Below are 21766 nucleotides of genomic sequence, written 5' to 3'. Positions count from 1 at the left end.
TTTCTTAGTTAATTGTGTTGCTATTATGCAACAGTTTCGTCTTTTGCTTCCGCAACAGCTTTTACTGCGTAAGCTACATTGCGAACTGGAGCTTGAAGCACGGAAAGAAGCATGGAAAGCATACCTTCGCGGTTCGGCAAGTTTGCAATTTCTTGTACTTTTGCAGCGTCAAGAACTTCACCTTCCACAATACCAGCTTTAATAGTTAAAGCTTCAGTTTTTGTGTCTTTAATGAAGTTTTCAAGAATACGAGCTGGAGCTACAGCGTCTGTGCTAGAAGTTGCTAATGCAGTAGGACCTTCTAAATGCTCAGAGAAAGCTTCGTAACCTAATTCGTTAGCAGCGATGCGAGTCAAAGTATTTTTGATTACTTTGTATTCTACACCTTCAGCCAAGAATTTACGACGAAGATCTGTTACTTGAGCAACAGTCAAACCGCTATAACCAACTAATACAGCACCTTTCGCTTCAGAAAGAGTTTCTTTCATTTGAGCTACAACTGCTTGTTTTTGTTGAGTGACAGCCATTAGAATACCTCCTTGTAGATTTTTGGTGATTTTCTATGTACTATCTTAGCGTAAAAACGACCTCAACGAAGACGTTGAGGTCGAGAACCATTCCATAATAGATTGGATTCAGCCTCAGCGGGCGAGTTTCCTCATTAAATCAAATGATGCCAGCCGTCTACAGCTAAGAGAACATATATAATTATTGTTCCTTGCTAGTGCTTGTTAATTTAAACACGTTCATAGGAACGCCAGGACCCATAGTAGAGCTAAGTGTCACAGTTTTAATGTATTGACCTTTAGCTGCTGCAGGTTTAGCTTTAACAATAGTATCAACGATTGTACGGAAATTGTCAAGTAATTTCGCATCATCGAAAGATGCTTTACCGATAGGACATGCAATGATACCAGCTTTGTCTGTACGGTATTCGATTTTACCTGCTTTAATTTCGCTAACAGCACGAGCTACGTCAGGTGTTACAGTACCAACTTTAGGGTTTGGCATTAAGCCTTTAGGACCTAAAATTTTACCTAAACGACCAACTTGGCCCATCATGTCAGGAGTAGCTACAACAACGTCGAAGTCGCTGAAACCACCTTGTACTTTTGCTACTAATTCTTCGGAACCAACGATATCTGCGCCAGCATCCTCAGCTTCTTTAATTTTGTCGCCTTTCGCAAATACGAGTACGCGTTGAGTTTTACCTGTACCATGTGGTAATACAACGGCACCACGAACTTGTTGATCAGCGTATTTAGGATCGACGTTCAAATTGAAAGCGATTTCGATTGTTTCGTCGAATTTTGCAGTGGCAGTTTTCTTAACTAATTCAATACCTTCTACTGGTTCGTAGAATTTATCTGCTTCGATAAGTTTTACTGCTTCAGCATATTTCTTACCTACTTTTGCCATTTTTATTCCTCCTTATGTGGTGTAACGGGATGTCCCTCCCACCGATATGTGAGTCACATACCGTACGCTAATTAATCAACGATTTCAATGCCCATGCTGCGTGCAGTACCTTCTACCATACGCATAGCTTGCTCAACAGTGTTAGCATTTAAGTCAGGCATTTTAAGTTCAGCGATTTCACGAACTTTATCGCGACCAACTTTAGCTACTTTATCACGGTTAGGTACTCCAGATCCTTTTGGGATACCTGCTGCTTTTTTCAATAAAACTGCAGCTGGTGGAGTTTTTGTGATGAAAGTGAAGCTTCTATCTTCGTATACAGTAATAACAACTGGGATGATAAGACCAGCTTGTTGAGCTGTTCTTTCGTTAAATTCTTTAACGAAGCCCATGATGTTAACACCTGCTTGACCCAAAGCTGGACCAATCGGTGGCGCTGGACTCGCTTTACCAGCCTCGCACTGTAATTTCACAACTTTACTAACTTTTTTAGCCATGGTGATTACACCTCCTTGCGTCAAAATGTGGTGGTAACGGAGCGAAATTGCCCCTCCCACTGGCAACCTCCCGGCTGCCTAAAAAGGTTAGAGTTATATAATATATTAAAGAATTTTCTCAACTTGAGAATATTCTACCTCTACTGGGGTTTCACGATTAAACATCTCTACATTTAAACGTAGTTTTGCATGATCGTGATTGATTTCAGTAATAACGCCTGTTCTATCTTCAAAGGCACCGGATGTAATTCGGACAGTTTCTCCTACTTCAACATCAAGAGTTTGTACTGGTTCTTGATCCAAACCTTGAGACTTCAAGATATAGGCTACTTCAGAATCAGATAGTGGCACTGGTTTTGTTACAGAACCAACAAATCCTGTAACACCTGGTGTATTACGCACCACATACCAAGATTCGTCATTTACTTCCATTTCTACCAGCACATAGCCTGGAAAGACTTTGCGTTTTACTACTTTTTTTACGCCATCTTTTTCGTCGATTTCATCTTCCATTGGAATTAAGATGCGTGAAATCACATCTTCCATTCCCATAGCTTGAACTTTCAACTCCAAAGTGGTTTTAACTTTATTTTCGTAGCCTGAGTAAGTATGTAAGACATACCACTTTTTATCTGTTCCCATTAAAAAAGCCTCCTACTTTACAGCACTCTTTAACAACTTAAAAAGTTCTGCAAATACTGTGTCAACGATACCAATAATAACAGAAATTAAAATTACTGCTATAAATACGGCAATCGTATAGTTCACAAGCTCTTTTTTTGTAGGCCAGACTACTTTCTTGAGCTCAGATCGCACTTCACGAACGAATTTACCGTTACCATTTTGTTGTGCTTGAGCTTTTGAATTAGTTCCTGCCATGATATCACATCCTCACGTCAACAAATAATTAACAATTATTTTGTTTCACGGTGTAACGTGTGTTTACCACAGAATTTACAGAATTTATTCATTTCAATACGATCTGGGTTATTTTTTTTGTTTTTGTTTGTCTGATAGTTACGTTGCTTGCATTCAGTACAAGCCATAGTTACTGCGTTACGCATCAGTTTACACCTCTCTTTAAAGTGCCTAGACGGCTATTACTTCATAAACATACTAATATAGACTACCACAAGTGGAAGCCTATGTCAAATGCAATCTAAAAAAGCCAGGTTTTTCCTGACCTCTATATTATTACATAGAACATCTTAAATAGCAAGTAGTTTCCTATGTTATTTATAAATTTTTCATTTACAAAATTGAATGATAGGACTATAATAAAACCATAATTTACCATCTTGCATGGAACACTAGCTCAGTTGGCAGAGCATCTGACTCTTAATCAGAGGGTCCAGGGTTCGAACCCCTGGTGTTCCACCACACCTATAACCGCACAACAGTGCGGTTCTTTTGTTTTGTAACACTATAATTGATTGACGTAACTTTTTCGAGTTGACCCCAGCTTGACCCCAGCTTACTTGATTAATTGAAAAATACACGCAGTTCACGGAGTAACCCCATGTTTAAATTTTTTCTATCTACCCTTATCTCTTTCATCGATACTGTATTTATGTTATTCGAATCTATCGGCATTTTTGCTTTTTCTTTAATTCTGTTCATTATTGTTCTCATCATACTTGGATATTTCTTGCTCGCTCTATTTAATTAATTTATTGTGTACATCGTCCTATTCTTTATTCCACTCAATCTGTACCAGAAACACAATCATTCTTATACTAATTCTATACTATAAAGGACTGCAGTAAAACGTATTTCTACATTTTACCACAGTCCTTTTTGTATTATAACAGCAATGCCCCTACAACACCACCTACTAGCAAGGTAATGTCATAAAATATAAATGTGGGCACGCAAGTATCCCATATATGATTGTGTTGTCCATCTGCATTAAGCCCCGATGTAGGTCCCAATGTAGAATCCGATGCAGGTGATCCCGCATCCCCTAATGCAGCTGCTATACCGATTAATAAGATGATAGCCGGTACTGAAAAACCTAAATGTAATCCCATAGGAATATATATGGATGCAATGACCGGAATGGTACCAAAAGATGTACCGATACCCATAGTAATGAGCAAGCCAACGATAAGCATCACGATAGCCCCCACTAGTTTGGAATCAATAATAGATACTGTGGCTGTCACTAAATGCTCTACAGAGTTTGTTTCTCGCAATACATTTGCATAGCCTGCGGCTATCAACATGACAAAGGCTATGGTCCCCATCATGCGAATACCACCATCCACATCTTCATCCATTTTAGACCATTTGATAAGACCTGTAGCAAAGAATACAGCTAACCCTGCCAACGCACCAATTGGTAAAGATTTAAAATACAGTTGTGCCACAAAAGCCACTGCTGCTCCTGCTAATCCTTTCCAACAATCCGCCGTCATACGAGTTGTATGCTCTGTAGATTCTTCTTGCACCACCGCAATATCTTCATAGTCACGGTTTCGACTATAGTACACAATGGCAAGCAATAATCCTACCACCATGGATATGCCACCAATCCACATAACAGAAGCTATATCTGAAATCGATACATTCACACCGTTAGCTACCATTTGATCTTTGATAATGGTCATGAATAGCAAACCAAAGCCAACTGGCAAAGATACATACGGTGCTTTCAGACCAAATGTTAAGGCACACGCCACCGCTCTACGGTCTATTTTCATACGATTCATCACCACTAATAGGGGTGGAATCAAAATAGGAATGAAGGCAATGTGCACAGGAATTAAGTTTTGTGAAAAACAGGATACAAAGGCGATGAGCAATGTAAATGCCACTTTTTTTGTACCTACAATATTCGTAATCTTTTTAGTGACTACTGTGGCTAGCCCAGACCGTCCAATGACAATGGCTAAGGCGCCCAATAAAATATAACTAAATGCAGTCTCTGAGTTGCCACCCATGCCACCGATTAAGGATTCGATGGTAGTGGTTACCGTCATGCCGCCTGCCAAGCCTGCTACTAAGGAAGCTACGATAACCGATAACAACACGTTAAATCGTAGCAAACACAGAATCGACATTGCGATGACTGATAGCACTATGGGGTTTAACACTATATCCATTTAGGATCTCCTTCTTTTGTACTTACTCAGCTTGGAGCAACTGTTCCAGGTACGTTCGTTCCCACACATCTCCATAGCCATCTAATTGTTGCAATGCTATTGTACCATAGGTAGCCAAACTTTTAGAAAAAGCTTGATCCACCTCTGCACTAGGATACTCAGTTTTGAGGAAACAAATAGCCCAATGCACACGACCAACTTCTTGTCCATGTTGCTCTACTACACCATGAGATTGGGCAGATTCCAAATAGGATACAGCTGTCTGCGTATCTCCTTTAATTCGGGCTAACAAACCAAGGTATGCCTCAATAGTCGGTCTTCGTCGACTTATGGTATATTGCAAGCATAATTCATAAGATTTTTGAAAATAGGTAAATGCTAATTCATATTGCTGCAATGCAAAAGCTGTCATACCTGCATTGGTGGCAAATACAATCCATGAACTATATAGTTCCGTTTGATCACAATAGTCCAGTGCTTTTTGGTACATCTCTAATGCCGTCTCCAGACGAGACCGACTTTTTTCAATATCTCCTAAGTAGTTATAGGCCGCCCCGATATTAATAGCATATCTGCGAGCCACAGTTTGGGTTACCGAGAATAAGCGTATAGATTCCTCTAGGAGAGGAATGGCCTGTTCTGGCTGACCTTCCATAATGAAAGCCAACGCTTTCAGTCTTAATATAACCCCAATCTCCTTTTTGAAATGGTACTGCTCTGCCAACGCAAGAGCCTTTGTAGTATATTGATGTATCTCTAGAATATGACGCATTTGCAAGTGATAATAAATCATCTCTTTATAGGCTTTCAACTTATAATTCGATGCTTCTTGTTCCGTACTTTCCTCTAATAATTCTTGAAAGTATCCTAAACCTCGCTCCTTATCACCGATACTCATGTAATATTTACCTGCTCCGTATAGGTAAGGCAATTCTAAGGCCCGCACCTCTGGCACATCTCCATACAATGTGTACACATGAGCTAACTCATCTTCTATTTCCTGCAAGGCTTTACCCGTTACTTCTCCCATAAAATACCCTGCATAGACAGAAGATAATTCCCCTACGCCAAGTTCTGGAGAGGCATCTTTATTAAAGTTTAAATAATGCATAAAAGATTTTAATTTATACATTAAAGCTTTTTGGTATTGTCCTGCTTCACGAAAATGAAATTCTAGTTGCTTATAGCGAATCATATCTTCCTTGGAGTGTGTTAACCGTTTTTCCCAGGCTTCCCCCAAATAGGCATGCAAAATTTGACGGCGATCGATAGCCATTTGATCTCGTAAATACTCTTTGCACTTGAATTGCTTTAAACTATATTGCACTTCACCATGTTGTGTACGGTAATCAATGAATCCCTTTCTTTCCAACTCCTCTAAAGTTTGCAACAGACGTAGTTTGTCCAAGCCCATATATTGTTCAATCATCCCTAATGGTGCTTCATTATAGAATAAACTGATAAACTCTGCCAATTTACGTTCTTCTTCAGATAAAGTATCGCATTTCTTGCTATAGAGCAGTTCCATATCTTTAGTCAAACCATAAATGGAACCATATTCTTTCCATAGTTGCATGCTTTCTATCAGCACTAACAGATTGCCTCGACTGACTTCCACTAATTGATCCACTATATCTGTATCCTGTAACGTAGGTTCTCGGTCTAAGATAAAAGCTCGCATCCGCTCATCTGGTAAAGGCAACAAGGAAATACTTTGCAATGCTTTCTGCTGTTCTAAACTTTGCAAGGTTCGTTGATGCATGCCTTTTACTTCCTCTACATCAGTGACAATCATCATAAGCCGTTCAGACCTATGATGTAACAGCAATAAACTCAATAAAGAAAAACTTAAGGAGTCCATCCATTGCACATCCTCAAAAATCAATGTAAAAGGAATTTCTTCCGACACCTGTTCTAGCAGATTTGATACTGCTTGGTACACTACATCAAAAGGCAATGCTTCCGTTACTTCTAAAAAGCCCAAGTCTCGAGCCATACGTCTATCTAACTGTGGAAAGATTTCATAAATACGCCGTAATTCGATGTTTTCCAGACCTTGTAATTCGATTTCTTCCAGTATCTTTCCTACAATAGGAATCCACGCATGCAATAGTAAGCCTTGTTCCTCTTCATAACATTGGCTATCTAACACACATCGGTAGGGCTCTACTTTATCTCGTATATATTCTACGAGGCTCGTTTTACCGCTTCCAATGTCTCCTGTGATACGCAAAGCTAAGGGAGTATCTTCAAAGAAGTGCAAATACTTCTGCACCTCTCCTGCTTCTGCATCACGGCCCTTCAACATCGTATGTTCTACAAAGGACACCGCCTCTTGTTTTTGTGTCTTTGATAAATGCATAGCTTCTCGAAGAGAGTTAGGTACACTTTCATCTAAATCATCTGCGTAAATACATTGTAGTTGATGGTATAATTGTTTCCCCATAGTCGTGAAACCTTGGCTCATAATCAGTTCCAAAATCGCACTAAATCGCTCTTCGTTATAGGGGTCATAGGACAATAGGACAGGAATATATCGCTCAATACAGGCGATATTTTTTTCCTCAATCCCTGCATCTACTAAATCATAGACCGCCTCCATGTACATAGATTTAAGACGACTTCGTTCCCCTAAATACCAATCTTCATAAGCCACTGCATCTTTTACATAAAATCCTTGTAAAAATTCCCCTTTGTAAATATCTATATATTGTTTAGGGTTCCTTTGAAATTGATGTACATCCACATAGATTTGTGCCGTAGGATTCCATTGTAATACAGCGTTCCTCGGTGATACAAATACATCTGCCCCCAATAGCTTTTTTGCCTCATAAATGGCATTTCTTAAGTTTTTTCTGGCATTGACCTCCGATTTTTCAGGCCACAATAAACCGCTAATTTCATCTCGGAGGGCTACTCCTTTTACCACCATATAATAAATGAGCGCTTGTACTTTTCCATAAGTAAAAAAGATATCTTTCCCATCTACTTGTATCCGTGGTGTCCCTAATAAATGAATTTCTATCCCCATATGATTTCCTTCATTTCATTGTGATCGGTCTTATACCTTAGCAAGACCTAACAATCGTTGTTCCTCTGTATCTAACACAGCTTCTATCTCTTCCATGCTATCTGCCAATTGTTTCACAAACTCTGCATCTTGTATAGAACCTAAATTGATTTTCACATTTAAAAAGGCACTCTTTACAGCAGCTCTTGCATTAATCACAGCAATCATCCCATCCGTAATGGCATTGGTATTTCCTTTTACAATGACTGTTTCCGTCAAGGGTAATAAAGTATATGCTAATTTACCAATTTCATAAGGCACTAAGGCTGCTTGTTTCGTGGTACGTTGTATTTCAGCTTTACGAAATACTTTTTCTTCATCTGTTTCTTTTGGTAATTTGAAAGCTCCCATTAACTCCATAAAAGCAGCACTATCTTTATTAATATAGTGAACAAAGTCTTCTTTGACTTGGCTTACTTCTTTTTGAATAGCCTTCATCTCCTCATGGACCGCTTCGTATTTTGCATTCCCAATTGTTAAATTCGCTACCATTTCAATTAAAGCGGCCGCCATAGCGCCATTCATCGCCGCCACACTGCCACCTCCTGGGGCTGGTGCACTAGAACCAAGGTCACGAATAAACTCTAATACAGATGCGTTATGTAATTCCATCATTCCTCCTAAAACAATCCTTTAATAGTCCCTTCTGCTGTTACATCCATACCAAGAGCGGCTGGTTGTTTCGGTAACCCTGGCATGACCATAATATTGCTTGTTTGACACACAATAAATCCAGCCCCATTGGCAATTCGTACATCTTGCACAGTAATCGTAAAGTCTGTAGGGGCTCCTAGTAACTCCGGATTATCACTTAAGGAATATTGTGTTTTTGCCACACATACCGGTAAGTCTGCCAATCCCCATTCTTCCAATTGAGCAATTTGCTTTTTCGCTGCACTGGTAAATTCTACACCATTGCCACCATAAATTTCTTTTACAATAGCCGTTAACTTATTAGGAATACTATCTTTCACATCGTATAAAGCAGTTGGCTTGATATCTGTTCCTTCAAGCATACCCATCACTTGTTTTGCCATATCAATACCGCCGGCTCCACCTTTTTCCCAGCATTCATTAAGGCTTACATCTACACCGTAATGATCACATAATTGCAATAATGCATCGATTTCAGCTGGTGTATCCGTAGCAAATTTATTAATACTCACTAATACTGGTAACCCAAAGGCTCTCATATTGGCGATTTGTTTCCCTAAATTCACAAAGCCTCGTTCTAGTGCTTTTACATTTTCTTTGGTCAACTCTGATTTTGGCACTCCTCCATGCATTTTTAAGGCACGGATAGTGGCTACGATGACCACTGCATCAGGGAAGATATCTCCATAATGACACTTAATATGTAAGAATTTCTCTGCTCCTAAATCCGCCCCAAATCCCGCTTCTGTAATGACTACATCGCCTAATTTTAATCCTAGCTTGGTAGCAATGATAGAGTTACATCCATGGGCAATATTCGCAAATGGACCACCATGGATCAATACTGGTGTATGTTCTAACGTTTGTACTAAGTTAGGTTTGATAGCATCTTTCATGAGTAACGCCATCGCTCCTTCACAACCTAATTGATGAACAAATACAGGGTCTCCAGATAGGTTTGTACCAATTACAATACGACCAAATCGTGCTTTTAAATCTTCTAAATCACGAGCCAAGCATAAAATAGCCATGATTTCAGAGGCTACTGTAATCATGAAATGATCTTCCCTTGGTACACCACTCATAGGGCCACCCATGCCAATGACCACATTACGTAAAGCACGATCATTCATATCTAATACGCGTTTCCAACTAATACGACGCACATCGATTTGTAGTGCATTACCTTGGAAAATATGATTATCAATCATTGCTGATAACAAGTTATTAGCTGCCGTTATGGCATGCATATCCCCTGTAAAATGAAGATTAATATCTTCCATTGGCACTACCTGCGCATAACCACCACCAGCAGCACCACCCTTGACACCGAATACTGGTCCTAAGGATGGTTCGCGCAATACAGCAATACTGTTCACACCAATTTGTTGTAAAGCTTGTGTCAATCCGATAGTAGTGGTAGACTTGCCTTCTCCTGCTGGTGTAGGTGTGATGGCTGTAACTAGTACCAGCTTACCATTCGGTGTATCCTGTAATCGTTCCATCGCATCAAAGGACACTTTTGCTTTATATTTTCCATATAATTCTAATTCATCTTCTGCTAAATTGCATCGTTTTGCAATTTCCACAATAGGTTCCATTTGTGCCTGTTGGGCAATTTCAATATCACTTAACATGAGTTTCCCTCCTTATACATCGCTATGCACTTGCATGACCATAACGCAGGTTACAGCAATTCTTTACTGTTCAAGAATTCCAACACTTTTCACTAGTACTATAGTAAAGAAATAGTCTATTACGAACATCATACAACGATTTACCATATTTCGTCTATCAATAATTACACTTAAAGCACTTTCCTTTTCTATAACAAGTTATAAAAAAACACCATATATCCAGAACTGGTATATATGGTGTTTATTTACATTCTATTATGCATGCGCATCTGCCATAGCTTCCAAATGTTTTTGTTCTAGAGCCGATACTTCTTCATCTGTTAGTGGGTGATCTATATATCGTTTTAAATCTTCTGCAGATACTTCTTGTTCCCATCGCCCCACAATAGCTGCAGCGATGCAATTACCTAACAAGTTACATACGGTACGACCCATATCTAACACACGGTCTATCCCCAAAATTAAAGCTAAGCCTTCCACTGGCAGTCCAAAGGCTGCACTTGTAGCTGCCACCACAATTAAGGAGCCACCTGGTACCCCTGCAATTCCTTTAGTGGACAACATCAACGTAATCATCATTAAAATTTGTTGATCAATCGGAAATGGAACACCATAGACTTGTGCAATAAAGACAACCGCCAATGCAGAGTACAGCGTAGAGCCATCTAAGTTAAATGTATATCCCAAGGGAAGTACGAAGCTTACAATATGATTGGGAATCCCCATCTTTTTCAATTTCTCCATAGCAATTGGTAATGCTGCCTCTGATGCGGCTGTGGTAAACGCTAAAATAGTCGGCTCTTTCAATGCGATGAATAATTTAAATAAGTTCACTTTTGTTAAAGCCGATGCGATACCCAATACGATGGCAAGGAACACAATTAGCCCGGCATATAAAGTAAATACTAATTTTAATAATGGAATCAGCATTTCAACCCCAAAGGCACCAACTGTATACGCAATAGCACCAAGAATACCGATAGGAGAAATATACATGACATAATGGGTTACTCTAAACATGATGTGGGCTATACTTTTTGATAAGTCTACAATTTGTTTTCCCTCTTTACCCAAACTTGCTGCTGCAATAGCAAACATACAGCTAAAGAAGATAATTTGTAACATATCTCCACGAGCCATGGCGTCAATAATATTTGTTGGAATAATATTCACTAACATTTGCACATGGTCCATTTGACCTTTAGAGGCTGCTTTGTTAACGATATCCGTAGCGCCACCACTAGCTGTCAAATTCACACCCACTCCGGGTTCTACTACATTCACAGCAAACAATGCAATAAATAACGCCAATGTAGTAGCTAATTCAAACCATAGAATCGCTTTTCCCCCAAGACGGCCTAATTTTTTAAAATCCCCTGTCCCAGCGATACCCATTACTAGGGAGCTAAAAATTAAAGGGACTACAATCATTTTAATCATGCGAATAAATACATCACCTAAAGGTTTTAATTGTTTCGCAAAATCTGGTGCCACTGCACCTACTAGCACACCAGCCAAAAGACCAATGCCTATCCACCCGGACAGTCCAATTTTCTTTAACATAGTATAGAATCTCCTTTTTACATACCAATACTTGCTTAGGTTATATAAAAAGAGGCGATGGTGTACAAGTACAGAATGTCTCTTTCAGAACCTATTCTAAAATTCTATAGAAAGCATTATAACAAATCCTTTACAGAGATACAATAGTACAATTAATGTATACAAAAAATATAAAAATCTTTTTTCAAAAAATTTTTAATAAAAAGTTTTATATTTTGACATTCTTTTGACGCTTCTAGTTTATACTACACATAAAGAGTAGCAACACTATGATACTCTCTTTCTTGTGAAGTGATGTACGTATATTATAAACTCCTCAACTCCTTTATAGGGTCTAATAATATATGTATGCGACATAACCAGCTACCTCTACCATGCTACCTCTACGGTATGTCGCACATAAATACACATCCTTCATTCACATCTTTAGGTCTTCTCCTCTACTCTTCCCTACAGATGGCCTAAAGAACTCTATCAACAAATACCATGAGCATCTATTAGATGTACATGGTATTTTTTCTTTTTTGCTGCACTTATACTATTATATAATCTAAGTATTTCGACAACATTAATACTCTCATCACTATATAGTTAAACACAAAAAAAGAGACTATTTACATAATATATGTAAACAGTCTCTTATATTGTATGGCAAAGATTTCAATAAAACCAATTATGCTTGTTGTTCACCTACGTGTTCAAAGCTTGCTTGTTCTAAGGCTTCCACTTCTTCATCAGTCAAAGGATGTTCCATCAATTCTGACAAACGCTCCGCAGATACTTCGTTTTCCCAACGCCCTACAACAGCAGCTGCTAAACAGTTACCAGATAAGTTACATACAGTACGCGCCATATCTAATATACGGTCTACACCAAGGATTAATGCTAAGCCTTCTACTGGCAATCCAAAGGCCGCTGCTGTACCAGCAATAACAATCAATGATGCTCCTGGCACTGCTGCAATCCCTTTCGTGGACAACATCAACGTTAATACCATTAATAATTGCTGTTCTAATGGAAATGGCACACCATACACTTGAGAAATAAATACTACCGCTAAGGATGAGTACAACGTGGAGCCATCCAAGTTAAATGTATATCCCAAAGGTAGTACGAAACTTACGATTTGGTTAGGAATACCAACCTTTTTCAATTTTTCCATGGCAATTGGCAATGCTGCTTCAGACGCCGCTGTAGAGAAAGCCAACACGATTGGCTCTTTCAATACTTTACCTAATTTAAATAAGTTTACTTTTGTAAAGAAAGAAGCGATAGCAATGATAAGGATTAAGAATAACGCCAAACCACCGTATAAGGTGAATACTAACTTCATCAATGGCACTAGCATACCCAAGCCAAAGTTACCTACTGTATACGCAATGGCACCAAAGATACCGATAGGAGACACATACATAACATAGTGCGTCACTTTGAACATAATATGAGCCAAGTCTTTGGAAAGTTCAACAATTTGTTTCCCTTCTTTACCAATACTTGCTGCTGCAATAGCAAACATACAGCTAAAGAAGATAATTTGTAACATATCACCACGAGCCATAGCGTCTACAATGTTCGTTGGAATGATATTTACCAACATTTGTACGTGGTCCATCTCACCTTTTGCAGCTGCTTTATTAGCAATATCTACGGCATTGCCAGTAGCTGTCAGATTCACACCTACACCTGGTTCAAATACATTAACTACAAATAAACCTACAAATAATGCCAATGTAGTAGCAACTTCAAACCATAGAATAGCTTTACCCCCAAGGCGACCTAATTTTTTAAAGTCCCCCGTACCAGCGATACCCATGACAAGGGAACTGAAAATCAATGGTACTACGATCATCTTAATCATGCGAATAAATACATCGCCCAGTGGTTTTAATTGTTTTGCAAAATCTGGGGCTACTGAACCTACTAATACACCTGCTAGTAAGCCAATGACAATCCAGCCAGATAAGCCAAGTCTTTTTAATACTGCCATAGAATCTCCTTTTTCATAAATACTACCCTTTAAAGTCCATATAAAAAGAGGCACAGGGTACATGTACGATGTGTCTCTTTGTAGACCTTACTTATAAAATTCTATAGAATTATTATAGCAGATTTTTTCTAATTCTACAAGATTAACCCCCCATAAAACAGGGTATTTATTCACATTTTTGTTTCTTTATTCTTTTTATCGAGTAAACGGCAACACTTTTACTAATGTTCCTCTCTCTAATCGATCGCTATTTCCTGGAATTTTAATCAAACCATTAGCTACCGATAAAGATTTTAAACCTCCCGATGTCATCCCTAAGTTAGGGTATGCCCAACAAGAACCAGCTTCGTACCTAATATGCCCTTGATAATAGCGGTCAAGAGGATGTTTTCTATCTGCCACTTCACCTAGGTAACATTCTATCCACCTAGTCATTACCGTCTGTCCAGACAACCGCTCTAACACAGGCAGCACCAATAAATAGAACTGATTCATCGCAGCCGTAGGATTACCAGATAAGCCCATGCACCATATACTATGGTCATCAATCGTAATGATACCACCGAAGGATGCAGCACCTGGGCGCATATGTAACCGTCGATACAATGCATTAGCCCCTAATCGTTCGTACAATTCAGGCATAGTATCATAGTCACCTACAGATACACCTCCGGTGCTGATAATCATATCCACCGGTCCCAATGTATCTAGCATATGACGTACGGTAGCAATATTGTCATCTACTGTACCTGGCGCATCCGATAGATGGGCTACTCCCACTACATCAACACCTAAAGCATGTAAGGTGCCTTCTAGTAAATACCGATTAGAGTTATAAATATGCCCCACTCGTAGTGGCTCTGATGGATCTTGTACTTCACGCCCTGTGGTGAGCACAATAACTCTTGGCTTACGATACACTGAGACTTCACTATATCCTTGCCCCGCTAAAGTCCCAACTTGCTCCGCTTCCAATACAGTACCAGCAGGCAATAATTCTTGACCGATTTGTATATCTTCCCCTTCGAGGATAATATGTTGCCCCCGTTCTATGCGACTAGGTACAGTCACCTCCATATCGTTATTCCAAGTAAGAGCTTCTTTTACCACCACCGTATCTGCAGTGTCTGGTACCATGGCACCCGTCATAATGTGAACCCCTTCACCAGGCTCTAATTGACCTTGAAAGACTTCACCTGCACCAATAGTCTCTAGTATACGATATGTCCTTGTATCTTCTGCATATCGAATGGCAATACCATCCATAGCCGAACGCCTAAAGGGAGGATAATTCATCTTAGCTAAAGCCGTCGTTTCTAGTACTCTACCATAGGAGTGTCCAATGGATACAGATTCCCTCTCTATTTTATATCTATTTTGGGTAAAAGGAGTTTCTAGCAACTGTAAGCCTTCTTCTACTGTTACTACTTGCATTATAACAACTCCTTCAATATCCAATCTGCTAATCGATCCATATCTTCATCGCTGAAACTAAATTGCTCGCAGATAGTATTCCCATCTAATGTATCATCTATATCTGTAACTACTGCCACAATATCTTCTAATTGCTGTAACCGTATATCATTATGATTGGCACGGACCACTTCAATAATAGGTGCCACCCCATGACTTCTACTTTCTAGGAGCACCAAATCTACTGGCATTTCATTGGCCAAACGAATGAGTTGCTGTTGTCGTTGCATACTTTCACCATGTACTACCATGGCATATCCATTGGGTCCAGCTATCGCCACCGCTTTAGCCCCTGCTTGACTAGCCTTCCATGTATCGGTACCTTCCTGATCCATGCTAAATCCATGACCGTCACTTTTCACCATCCCCACCACAATGCCTCGTTGTGAAAGGCGATTGATGAGAGACGTAGCCACCGCCGTTTTGCCCGACTTAGATTGGCTCGCACTAATGGTCACAATGGGAACAGAGCGTTCACGATTAGCAGATTTAGCTTTTGCCAACTTATAGGATAATCTAGTATTCACATTGCTATATAGCTCTGCTTCTTCAATCATATCCATTTCCATATAAGGAATCTTATCTAATACTCCGTGCATAGACACATCTTCACCTTCTAGGGATTCTTGAATCGTATCTAGCACCGATCGTTTATAAATGGCCGCCAATGGCTCATATTCCTGTAATCCTACATAGGGAACCATAGCTAATAATTCGCCTTGTAAAAATGCATCTATATGCACTTCCCAAGACGGCAACCAGTGAAAGGAAAACCATGGCATATCTGCAGACACTACGATATAGGCTTCCCGAGTACCTACTGAAAGGGCTGATTGCAGTCCACTAAGAGGGCCTTTCATAGCAATTGTATCTGGCACTAATTGAATATGTCGACCAAAAGAACGAGCCTCTTCAATAATATGTGCCTCTGATTCTTCTAATTCTCGATTAATGGAGACCAAAATTTCTCCACATTCTGTGAGGACCGCCTTGCGGAGCATTTCTCCTAATAAAGTGGTACTGCCCCATGGCAATCTCGTTTTATCTGTCCCCATACGGGTGCTAAGTCCACCCGCTAACACAATAATTCCTAATTCAGAAATCATAGATATCTCCTGTCTAGATCTTTTCTTATTTATGGCTTGGTGTCACACGACCTAGTCCACGCATCACTGGCACATACAACAATGCCAATACTACAAGATTAATCACCATATCTGGCAACATATATGTTGCATTATACGTTAAGGAGTAAATCCAAGGACTTATCCCTTCTGGCGCATAAGATCCAAACACAACCACACCACTAATGGCAGACATGGCAAAGCGTGTTAAAATTGCATAAATTGCCCCAAAGAAGGCTTTCACAGTACTAGAACCACCAAAGAATCCTGCCATACCGATGGCACCATACGCCAAAATATAATCCAAAATAATGCTCATGTAATGAATGGAGAATTTAAATCCCACTAAAAAATGGACAATCCCATAGGCAACTCCCGTTAGCATGCCAGCACGACCACCCCAACGATAAGCATAAATTAAAAGGGGTACCAAATTAGCTGCTTTCACTGCACCACCTTGCGGCATTTGGTAAATCACATACATGCTCAGAATTTGTGCCATAGCGATGACTAGACCGCCTTCTACTAGCATTTTTGTTTTTCTTGAACTTGTATAACTCATATCTATCTCCTTTTTACACTATGATACATTGAAATATATTATCAAATTCTCTATTATATTTCTTTTTATTGTATCACTTTTAATCTATTTTTATCTATATATTTTTTCACAAAATACAGGATTCCTTTAGTACAAATTAGCATATCAAAAATGACTAAGTATATCCTTCCTATTGTTGCCAAGATAAGAGGTCTTATGTATAATAGATAAGGATTATGTCGTAATCCTAATTCTGTCTATTTAGGGGGCAATAAATAATGATCAATACTACAAACATTTTCGATTATGAAGACGTGCAATTGATACCGAATAAGTGTATCGTATCCAGCCGTAGCGAATGTGACACAACTGTGAAACTGGGAAATCATACATTCCGCTTACCAGTTGTGCCAGCTAATATGCAAACCATCATCGATGAAAAATTAGCAAAACAATTAGCGGCTGAAAACTATTTCTACATCATGCACCGCTTCCAACCAGAAAAACGTTTGGACTTTGTAAAAGACATGCATGAGGCAGGTTTATTTGCATCTATTTCCATCGGTGTAAAACCAGAGGAATTTGAATTCGTTAAGGAATTAAAAGAAGCAAATCTATGCCCAGAATATATTACTATCGATATCGCTCACGGTCATTCCAACAGCGTTATCGACATGATTCAACACATTAAACGTGAGCTTCCTGAAAGCTTTGTTATCGCTGGTAACGTAGGTACTCCAGAGGCCGTTCGTGAACTAGAAAATGCTGGTGCTGATGCTACTAAAGTAGGCATCGGACCTGGTAAAGTATGTATCACAAAACTAAAAACTGGTTTTGGTACTGGTGGTTGGCAATTATCTGCTGTTCGTTGGTGTGCAAAAGCAGCCACAAAACCTATCATCGCAGACGGCGGTATCCGTGATCACGGTGACATTGCCAAATCTATTCGTTTCGGAGCTTCCTTTGTTATGATTGGCTCTTTATTCGCTGGTCATATCGAATCCCCAGGTAAAGAAGTGACTATTGACGGCGTAGCTTATAAAGAATACTTCGGTAGTGCTTCTGAACACCAAAAAGGGGAACGGAAAAACGTAGAAGGCAAAAAAATCACAATCCAATCCAAAGGCAGTATCTTTGATACATTGACTGAAATGGAACAAGATTTGCAATCTTCTATCTCCTACGCTGGTGGTACTACACTACAAGCCATCAAAAAAGTTGATTATGTCATTGTTAAAAACTCTATCTTTAACGGCGATCGTTAATCACATATACACGAGGACTCTTCTCTAGGAGGGTCCTCTTTGTATTGGAATACTTTTGAACCATACATCTTATTTTATATACGAACAGAATATCCCTTACGAGATGTACCTTCCCCAATGCAAAAAGAGCTATTATCGACCCTATTTAGTCGTAATAGCTCTTTTTTCACATCCTCAGATGCACTATTTAAATTTAGGTCGTCTTCCTTCAGCGAAAGCACGCACACCTTCACGGAAGTCTTCTGTTTCTCCTAAGGAATTTTGGATTTTTACTTCTAACTCCGCATATTCCTCAAAATTTGTAAAGAAACTAGCCCACATCATTTGTTTCATCGCTCGGAAAGATTGAACTGGCCCTTTCGCCAAGCGTTGCACTAAACGATTCGTTGTGCGCTCCAAAATCTCTGGTTCACACACTTTATAGACAAAGCCATATTCCTTACCTTTTTCAGCTGTTACCGCTTCCCCTGTCATAGCCAGTTGCATAGCCCTGTTGATACCTACAGCACGGCTCAACAAGTACATACCACCTGCATCAGGTGCTAGTCCCACATTGACAAAAGCTTGAATGAAACGACTATTCGTTGAAGCTACGCACATATCTGCTGCCAACACCATATTAAAAGCCGCCCCTGCCACAGCACCATCAGTACACATGACTACAGGTTTTGGCAAATGTTTCATAGCCAAAGATATTTCCATCACCAAGTGGGTAATTTCAAACAAAGACTCCGTATCGTCTTCTTCAACAGCACGCTTCATTTCTGTTAGGTCTCCACCTACAGAAAAGACCTTACCTTCAGCCTTGAATACTAATACACGGGCCTCATCCGTTTCTTTAACTACACGAATAGCATCTAAAATTTCTTGGCACATAGGCACATTAAAGCCATTTTGTACTTCTGGACGATTAAATGTTATAGTCGCCACATTACCTTCGATGCTAAATATAATATTTTGATACGTCATACTTCACCTATTTTAATGTTTTTGTAGGATCTGCATCTACATCTTCTGGTTCTTCTTGTAATGTAAATGGTTTACCTACCCCATCATTACGCAAGCGATCTGCTTTAATTTTTGCCCAGTCGATAGGTTCTCCTTTTTCTAAGGCTTGACCTGTCACAGCATCTACTTTTACACTATATTCTTTTTCATCTTTATCCTGTGTACGCACCATATAATGCACTTCATTATTTTCCGCTTTAATTTCCCATCCTCTAGTGAAAGAACCTTCTCCTACCAAAGCACGAGCTGCTACTTCCGCTTCTTTTGGGGAAATTACTTTCAATGGATTAAAGACTTTAGACGCTACATCTTTTGCTTTGCTAGAACGGAATTCACGCACTACTTTACCAGTAATTACGTCTACATCAATGGTAATTTTTTGTTTCGGTGTATATCCTACCACCACATACTGATAATTACCTTTTGATGGATCCAGTGTAATAGAGCTAACGGCTGCTTTTACATAACGGCCCACAAAGATACCTGCTACTTCACGCATGGACAATACCATGGATTGACCAGGTTGGCGCACCACCACTGTTTTATCATTTAAGTTAGAATATTCATTGATTTCAGCATGTGCTTGTGGCGCTACTGCAAAGGTTGTGGCAAATGCCATAGCTCCTACTAAGGCTAATGTACTTTTTTTCATTGGACTCTCCTATATATACAATTCTATGAACAAAACTTACATGACTATACTCCACGAAGTTTGCATTCTCAATCTTGAGATATCTCTTTCATTATACCGTATCTATGCAATTTCTTCAATATAGTACATAGTTACTCAAAGTAAAAACGCTCCTACCTAAGTAAGAACGTTTTTATATACATTATAGATATTTACTGATTACTGCTTGGAATGCTTCTGGTTGTTGATCTTTCCATGTGTCAAAATCTTGTCCTGCTACTTCCAGTGCTTTCACAAGGTCAATGAAGAATTGAGGAATATCTTCCACTGTGACTACACCCACTTCATCAGACATACGTGGGCCTTCTAATTCACCATTACCGTTGATGAACACTTTGAAAGCTGGTTGCGGTTTACTATCCACTAGTTTAGTAAAACCATGAAGCCCTAAGGAGCCTACTTGATGTGTACCACAAGAAGATAAACATCCAGATACATGTAATTGTGGTAAACGATCGGTAGATAATCCTTGCGCTTCTAAGGTCTTCTTAATTACTTTTACCAATCCAGAAGAATCTTGGAACCCGAGTTGACAAATCGTAGCACCTACGCAAGATACAGTGTACTCGAAGTTATTTTTCGCATGAGTATCAGCGATAATAGCCGCTACTGCATCCGCTTCTTCTCCTGTTAAGTTTACGATGTACACAGATTCATCACCACAAATACGGATTTCTGTTTCTTCTAAACCGCCTACGTAATCAAATAATTTTACGAATACGTCGATTGGCGGTGTACCTACTAATGGTTTGTATTGGATGTAGTACAAGCCTTCTTGCTTTTGTGGCTCTGCCAACGGTGTAGCCGGTGTTGTGGTACCTACTTTTTTCACTTCATAAGGCGCCACAAACAATGTCAAATCATGGGCTGCTTTAGATTTTTCTAAATATTCATGATACGCTTTACGGAACTCTTCTTCCCCTAAGCGTTGTGCAATGAAACGAGAACGTGCTTTACCACGATTGTTAAAGTCACCCAATTCATGATACAAATGCAACATGCCATCGATATGTTGTAATGTTTCTTTTGGATCTACATTTTCTGCTACTAACACGCCGAATGCAGAACCACCACCTATACCACCACCAGCATAGACATCAAAGGTACCATTTTCTTTTGCCAAAAATCCTAAATCTTTATAATTTGCATGGCCCTCATTGTCTACCACAGAGAAACCAATTTTATATTTACGTGGTAATGCTAAGGTACCAATTAAAGATACAGCATACTCACTAGCTGCTTGCAAGTAAGGAGTCACTGCAAATGGCTCATCAGGATGTACCCCATGTAATGGGCTTGCCGTTACATTACGCAAGTTATCTCCACCAGTACCACGATTATAGATGTCATGTTCAAAACAGTCTTTATACAACTCTAAGATTTGTTCACCTTGTAATTGATGGAATTGAATACATTGACCTGTTGTGAAATGTACATATTTTAAATCGTATTTCTTTACAGAATTTACCAAGAATTTCATTTGGTAAGGAAGAATACGAGATCCCAAGAAACGCAAACGCAACATTGCACTTTCATGTCCGCGTTCTGCATAACTACCAAATCCTCCACCAATGCCTTTGAAATCCTTTGGGGCGATTTCCTTCTTAAAGAAACCTTCAATCCCTGCTTGGAACTTTTCAAACTCTCCCGCAAATCGTTGTCGTACTTCTTCTGAAATAGCCATTATACTTTCTCCTCTCCTGAGCACTCGCTCAATAGAAAACTCTTCTCCC

The 21766-nt window shown here is 39.4% G+C and carries 19 protein-coding genes and 1 tRNA gene; 2 read left to right on the top strand and 18 right to left on the bottom strand.

Annotated features, from left to right (window positions below; genetic code table 11):
* Nucleotides 1-23: 23 nt before the first annotated feature.
* The 6 genes from rplJ to rpmG form a co-directional block, all read right to left on the bottom strand.
* The gene (gene rplJ, locus HMPREF3032_RS02945) at nt 24-527 is read right to left on the bottom strand and encodes a 50S ribosomal protein L10 (protein WP_062401680.1); all 504 of its coding nucleotides are present in this window, start codon (nt 525-527) and stop codon (nt 24-26) included.
* A gap of 181 nt (nt 528-708) precedes the next feature.
* Nucleotides 709-1419, bottom strand: coding sequence for a 50S ribosomal protein L1 (gene rplA / locus HMPREF3032_RS02940; protein ID WP_009353433.1), 711 nt, complete (start codon nt 1417-1419; stop codon nt 709-711).
* Nucleotides 1420-1490: 71 nt separating this feature from the next.
* Nucleotides 1491-1916, bottom strand: coding sequence for a 50S ribosomal protein L11 (gene rplK, locus HMPREF3032_RS02935; RefSeq protein ID WP_062401677.1), 426 nt, complete (start codon nt 1914-1916; stop codon nt 1491-1493).
* Between the two features lie 105 nt (nt 1917-2021).
* Nucleotides 2022-2558 carry a transcription termination/antitermination protein NusG gene (nusG, locus tag HMPREF3032_RS02930; RefSeq protein ID WP_009353394.1) on the bottom strand — a complete coding sequence of 179 codons (537 nt, stop codon included), beginning with the start codon at nt 2556-2558 and terminating at the stop codon, nt 2022-2024.
* A gap of 12 nt (nt 2559-2570) precedes the next feature.
* A complete protein-coding gene (secE, locus tag HMPREF3032_RS02925; RefSeq protein ID WP_009353261.1) occupies nt 2571-2795 on the bottom strand; it encodes a preprotein translocase subunit SecE in 225 nt (74 codons plus the stop codon).
* 35 nt (nt 2796-2830) lie between these two features.
* Nucleotides 2831-2980, bottom strand: coding sequence for a 50S ribosomal protein L33 (rpmG, locus tag HMPREF3032_RS02920; RefSeq protein WP_062401675.1), 150 nt, complete (start codon nt 2978-2980; stop codon nt 2831-2833).
* A 240-nt stretch (nt 2981-3220) separates the two neighbouring features.
* Between rpmG and HMPREF3032_RS02915 the strand changes: the two genes are divergently transcribed.
* Nucleotides 3221-3296, top strand: a tRNA-Lys gene (locus tag HMPREF3032_RS02915).
* Between the two features lie 422 nt (nt 3297-3718).
* Here HMPREF3032_RS02915 and HMPREF3032_RS02910 read toward each other — a convergent pair.
* The 9 genes from HMPREF3032_RS02910 to thiT form a co-directional block, all read right to left on the bottom strand.
* On the bottom strand, nt 3719-5020 hold the full coding sequence (locus HMPREF3032_RS02910; RefSeq protein ID WP_082717779.1) for a Na+/H+ antiporter family protein: 1302 nt from the start codon (nt 5018-5020) through the stop codon (nt 3719-3721).
* A gap of 22 nt (nt 5021-5042) precedes the next feature.
* Nucleotides 5043-8051: an AAA family ATPase gene (locus HMPREF3032_RS02905; protein ID WP_062401672.1), complete on the bottom strand. Its 3009-nt coding sequence runs from the start codon at nt 8049-8051 to the stop codon at nt 5043-5045.
* A gap of 30 nt (nt 8052-8081) precedes the next feature.
* Nucleotides 8082-8702: a cyclodeaminase/cyclohydrolase family protein gene (locus HMPREF3032_RS02900; RefSeq protein ID WP_062401669.1), complete on the bottom strand. Its 621-nt coding sequence runs from the start codon at nt 8700-8702 to the stop codon at nt 8082-8084.
* 8 nt (nt 8703-8710) lie between these two features.
* A complete protein-coding gene (locus tag HMPREF3032_RS02895) occupies nt 8711-10381 on the bottom strand; it encodes a formate--tetrahydrofolate ligase (RefSeq protein ID WP_009353428.1) in 1671 nt (556 codons plus the stop codon).
* A 255-nt stretch (nt 10382-10636) separates the two neighbouring features.
* The gene (locus HMPREF3032_RS02890; RefSeq protein WP_062401666.1) at nt 10637-11944 is read right to left on the bottom strand and encodes a dicarboxylate/amino acid:cation symporter; all 1308 of its coding nucleotides are present in this window, start codon (nt 11942-11944) and stop codon (nt 10637-10639) included.
* A 673-nt stretch (nt 11945-12617) separates the two neighbouring features.
* Nucleotides 12618-13931, bottom strand: coding sequence for a dicarboxylate/amino acid:cation symporter (locus HMPREF3032_RS02885; protein ID WP_062401663.1), 1314 nt, complete (start codon nt 13929-13931; stop codon nt 12618-12620).
* A 195-nt stretch (nt 13932-14126) separates the two neighbouring features.
* A complete protein-coding gene (locus HMPREF3032_RS02880) occupies nt 14127-15365 on the bottom strand; it encodes a molybdopterin molybdotransferase MoeA (protein WP_062401660.1) in 1239 nt (412 codons plus the stop codon).
* Nucleotides 15365-16510, bottom strand: a complete 1146-nt coding sequence (locus HMPREF3032_RS02875; RefSeq protein WP_062401656.1) for a molybdopterin-guanine dinucleotide biosynthesis protein MobB — start codon at nt 16508-16510, stop codon at nt 15365-15367. Before HMPREF3032_RS02875 ends, HMPREF3032_RS02880 begins: the two co-directional genes overlap by 1 nt.
* Before the next feature lie 25 nt (nt 16511-16535).
* On the bottom strand, nt 16536-17090 hold the full coding sequence (thiT, locus tag HMPREF3032_RS02870; RefSeq protein WP_009353306.1) for an energy-coupled thiamine transporter ThiT: 555 nt from the start codon (nt 17088-17090) through the stop codon (nt 16536-16538).
* Nucleotides 17091-17347: 257 nt separating this feature from the next.
* On the opposite strand from thiT, the gene guaC reads away from it, so the two are divergent.
* Nucleotides 17348-18334, top strand: a complete 987-nt coding sequence (gene guaC, locus HMPREF3032_RS02865) for a GMP reductase (protein ID WP_062401653.1) — start codon at nt 17348-17350, stop codon at nt 18332-18334.
* 183 nt (nt 18335-18517) lie between these two features.
* Here guaC and HMPREF3032_RS02860 read toward each other — a convergent pair whose 3' ends face one another.
* From HMPREF3032_RS02860 to HMPREF3032_RS02850, 3 genes are all read right to left on the bottom strand, one after another.
* A complete protein-coding gene (locus HMPREF3032_RS02860) occupies nt 18518-19303 on the bottom strand; it encodes a trans-2-decenoyl-ACP isomerase (RefSeq protein WP_009353363.1) in 786 nt (261 codons plus the stop codon).
* A 7-nt stretch (nt 19304-19310) separates the two neighbouring features.
* Nucleotides 19311-19994 carry a PepSY domain-containing protein gene (locus HMPREF3032_RS02855; protein ID WP_009353293.1) on the bottom strand — a complete coding sequence of 228 codons (684 nt, stop codon included), beginning with the start codon at nt 19992-19994 and terminating at the stop codon, nt 19311-19313.
* A gap of 181 nt (nt 19995-20175) precedes the next feature.
* On the bottom strand, nt 20176-21717 hold the full coding sequence (locus HMPREF3032_RS02850) for a nitrite/sulfite reductase (protein WP_072270749.1): 1542 nt from the start codon (nt 21715-21717) through the stop codon (nt 20176-20178).
* Nucleotides 21718-21766: the final 49 nt, after the last annotated feature.

This window comes from Veillonella sp. DNF00869 (assembly GCF_001553345.1).
Taxonomy (GTDB): domain Bacteria; phylum Bacillota; class Negativicutes; order Veillonellales; family Veillonellaceae; genus F0422.
This window is presented reverse-complemented; position numbering and strand designations above follow the sequence as displayed.

What these genes read in the sequence shown, in the direction of transcription:
- rplJ (WP_062401680.1), bottom strand. Translation starts at nt 527, where the DNA reads ATGGCTGTCACTCAACAAAAACAAGCAGTTGTAGCTCAAATGAAAGAA.
- rplA (WP_009353433.1), bottom strand. Translation starts at nt 1,419, where the DNA reads ATGGCAAAAGTAGGTAAGAAATATGCTGAAGCAGTAAAACTTATCGAA.
- rplK (WP_062401677.1), bottom strand. Translation starts at nt 1,916, where the DNA reads ATGGCTAAAAAAGTTAGTAAAGTTGTGAAATTACAGTGCGAGGCTGGT.
- nusG (WP_009353394.1), bottom strand. Translation starts at nt 2,558, where the DNA reads ATGGGAACAGATAAAAAGTGGTATGTCTTACATACTTACTCAGGCTAC.
- secE (WP_009353261.1), bottom strand. Translation starts at nt 2,795, where the DNA reads ATGGCAGGAACTAATTCAAAAGCTCAAGCACAACAAAATGGTAACGGT.
- rpmG (WP_062401675.1), bottom strand. Translation starts at nt 2,980, where the DNA reads ATGCGTAACGCAGTAACTATGGCTTGTACTGAATGCAAGCAACGTAAC.
- HMPREF3032_RS02910 (WP_082717779.1), bottom strand. Translation starts at nt 5,020, where the DNA reads ATGGATATAGTGTTAAACCCCATAGTGCTATCAGTCATCGCAATGTCG.
- HMPREF3032_RS02905 (WP_062401672.1), bottom strand. Translation starts at nt 8,051, where the DNA reads ATGGGGATAGAAATTCATTTATTAGGGACACCACGGATACAAGTAGAT.
- HMPREF3032_RS02900 (WP_062401669.1), bottom strand. Translation starts at nt 8,702, where the DNA reads ATGGAATTACATAACGCATCTGTATTAGAGTTTATTCGTGACCTTGGT.
- HMPREF3032_RS02895 (WP_009353428.1), bottom strand. Translation starts at nt 10,381, where the DNA reads ATGTTAAGTGATATTGAAATTGCCCAACAGGCACAAATGGAACCTATT.
- HMPREF3032_RS02890 (WP_062401666.1), bottom strand. Translation starts at nt 11,944, where the DNA reads ATGTTAAAGAAAATTGGACTGTCCGGGTGGATAGGCATTGGTCTTTTG.
- HMPREF3032_RS02885 (WP_062401663.1), bottom strand. Translation starts at nt 13,931, where the DNA reads ATGGCAGTATTAAAAAGACTTGGCTTATCTGGCTGGATTGTCATTGGC.
- HMPREF3032_RS02880 (WP_062401660.1), bottom strand. Translation starts at nt 15,365, where the DNA reads ATGCAAGTAGTAACAGTAGAAGAAGGCTTACAGTTGCTAGAAACTCCT.
- HMPREF3032_RS02875 (WP_062401656.1), bottom strand. Translation starts at nt 16,510, where the DNA reads ATGATTTCTGAATTAGGAATTATTGTGTTAGCGGGTGGACTTAGCACC.
- thiT (WP_009353306.1), bottom strand. Translation starts at nt 17,090, where the DNA reads ATGAGTTATACAAGTTCAAGAAAAACAAAAATGCTAGTAGAAGGCGGT.
- guaC (WP_062401653.1), top strand. Translation starts at nt 17,348, where the DNA reads ATGATCAATACTACAAACATTTTCGATTATGAAGACGTGCAATTGATA.
- HMPREF3032_RS02860 (WP_009353363.1), bottom strand. Translation starts at nt 19,303, where the DNA reads ATGACGTATCAAAATATTATATTTAGCATCGAAGGTAATGTGGCGACT.
- HMPREF3032_RS02855 (WP_009353293.1), bottom strand. Translation starts at nt 19,994, where the DNA reads ATGAAAAAAAGTACATTAGCCTTAGTAGGAGCTATGGCATTTGCCACA.
- HMPREF3032_RS02850 (WP_072270749.1), bottom strand. Translation starts at nt 21,717, where the DNA reads ATGGCTATTTCAGAAGAAGTACGACAACGATTTGCGGGAGAGTTTGAA.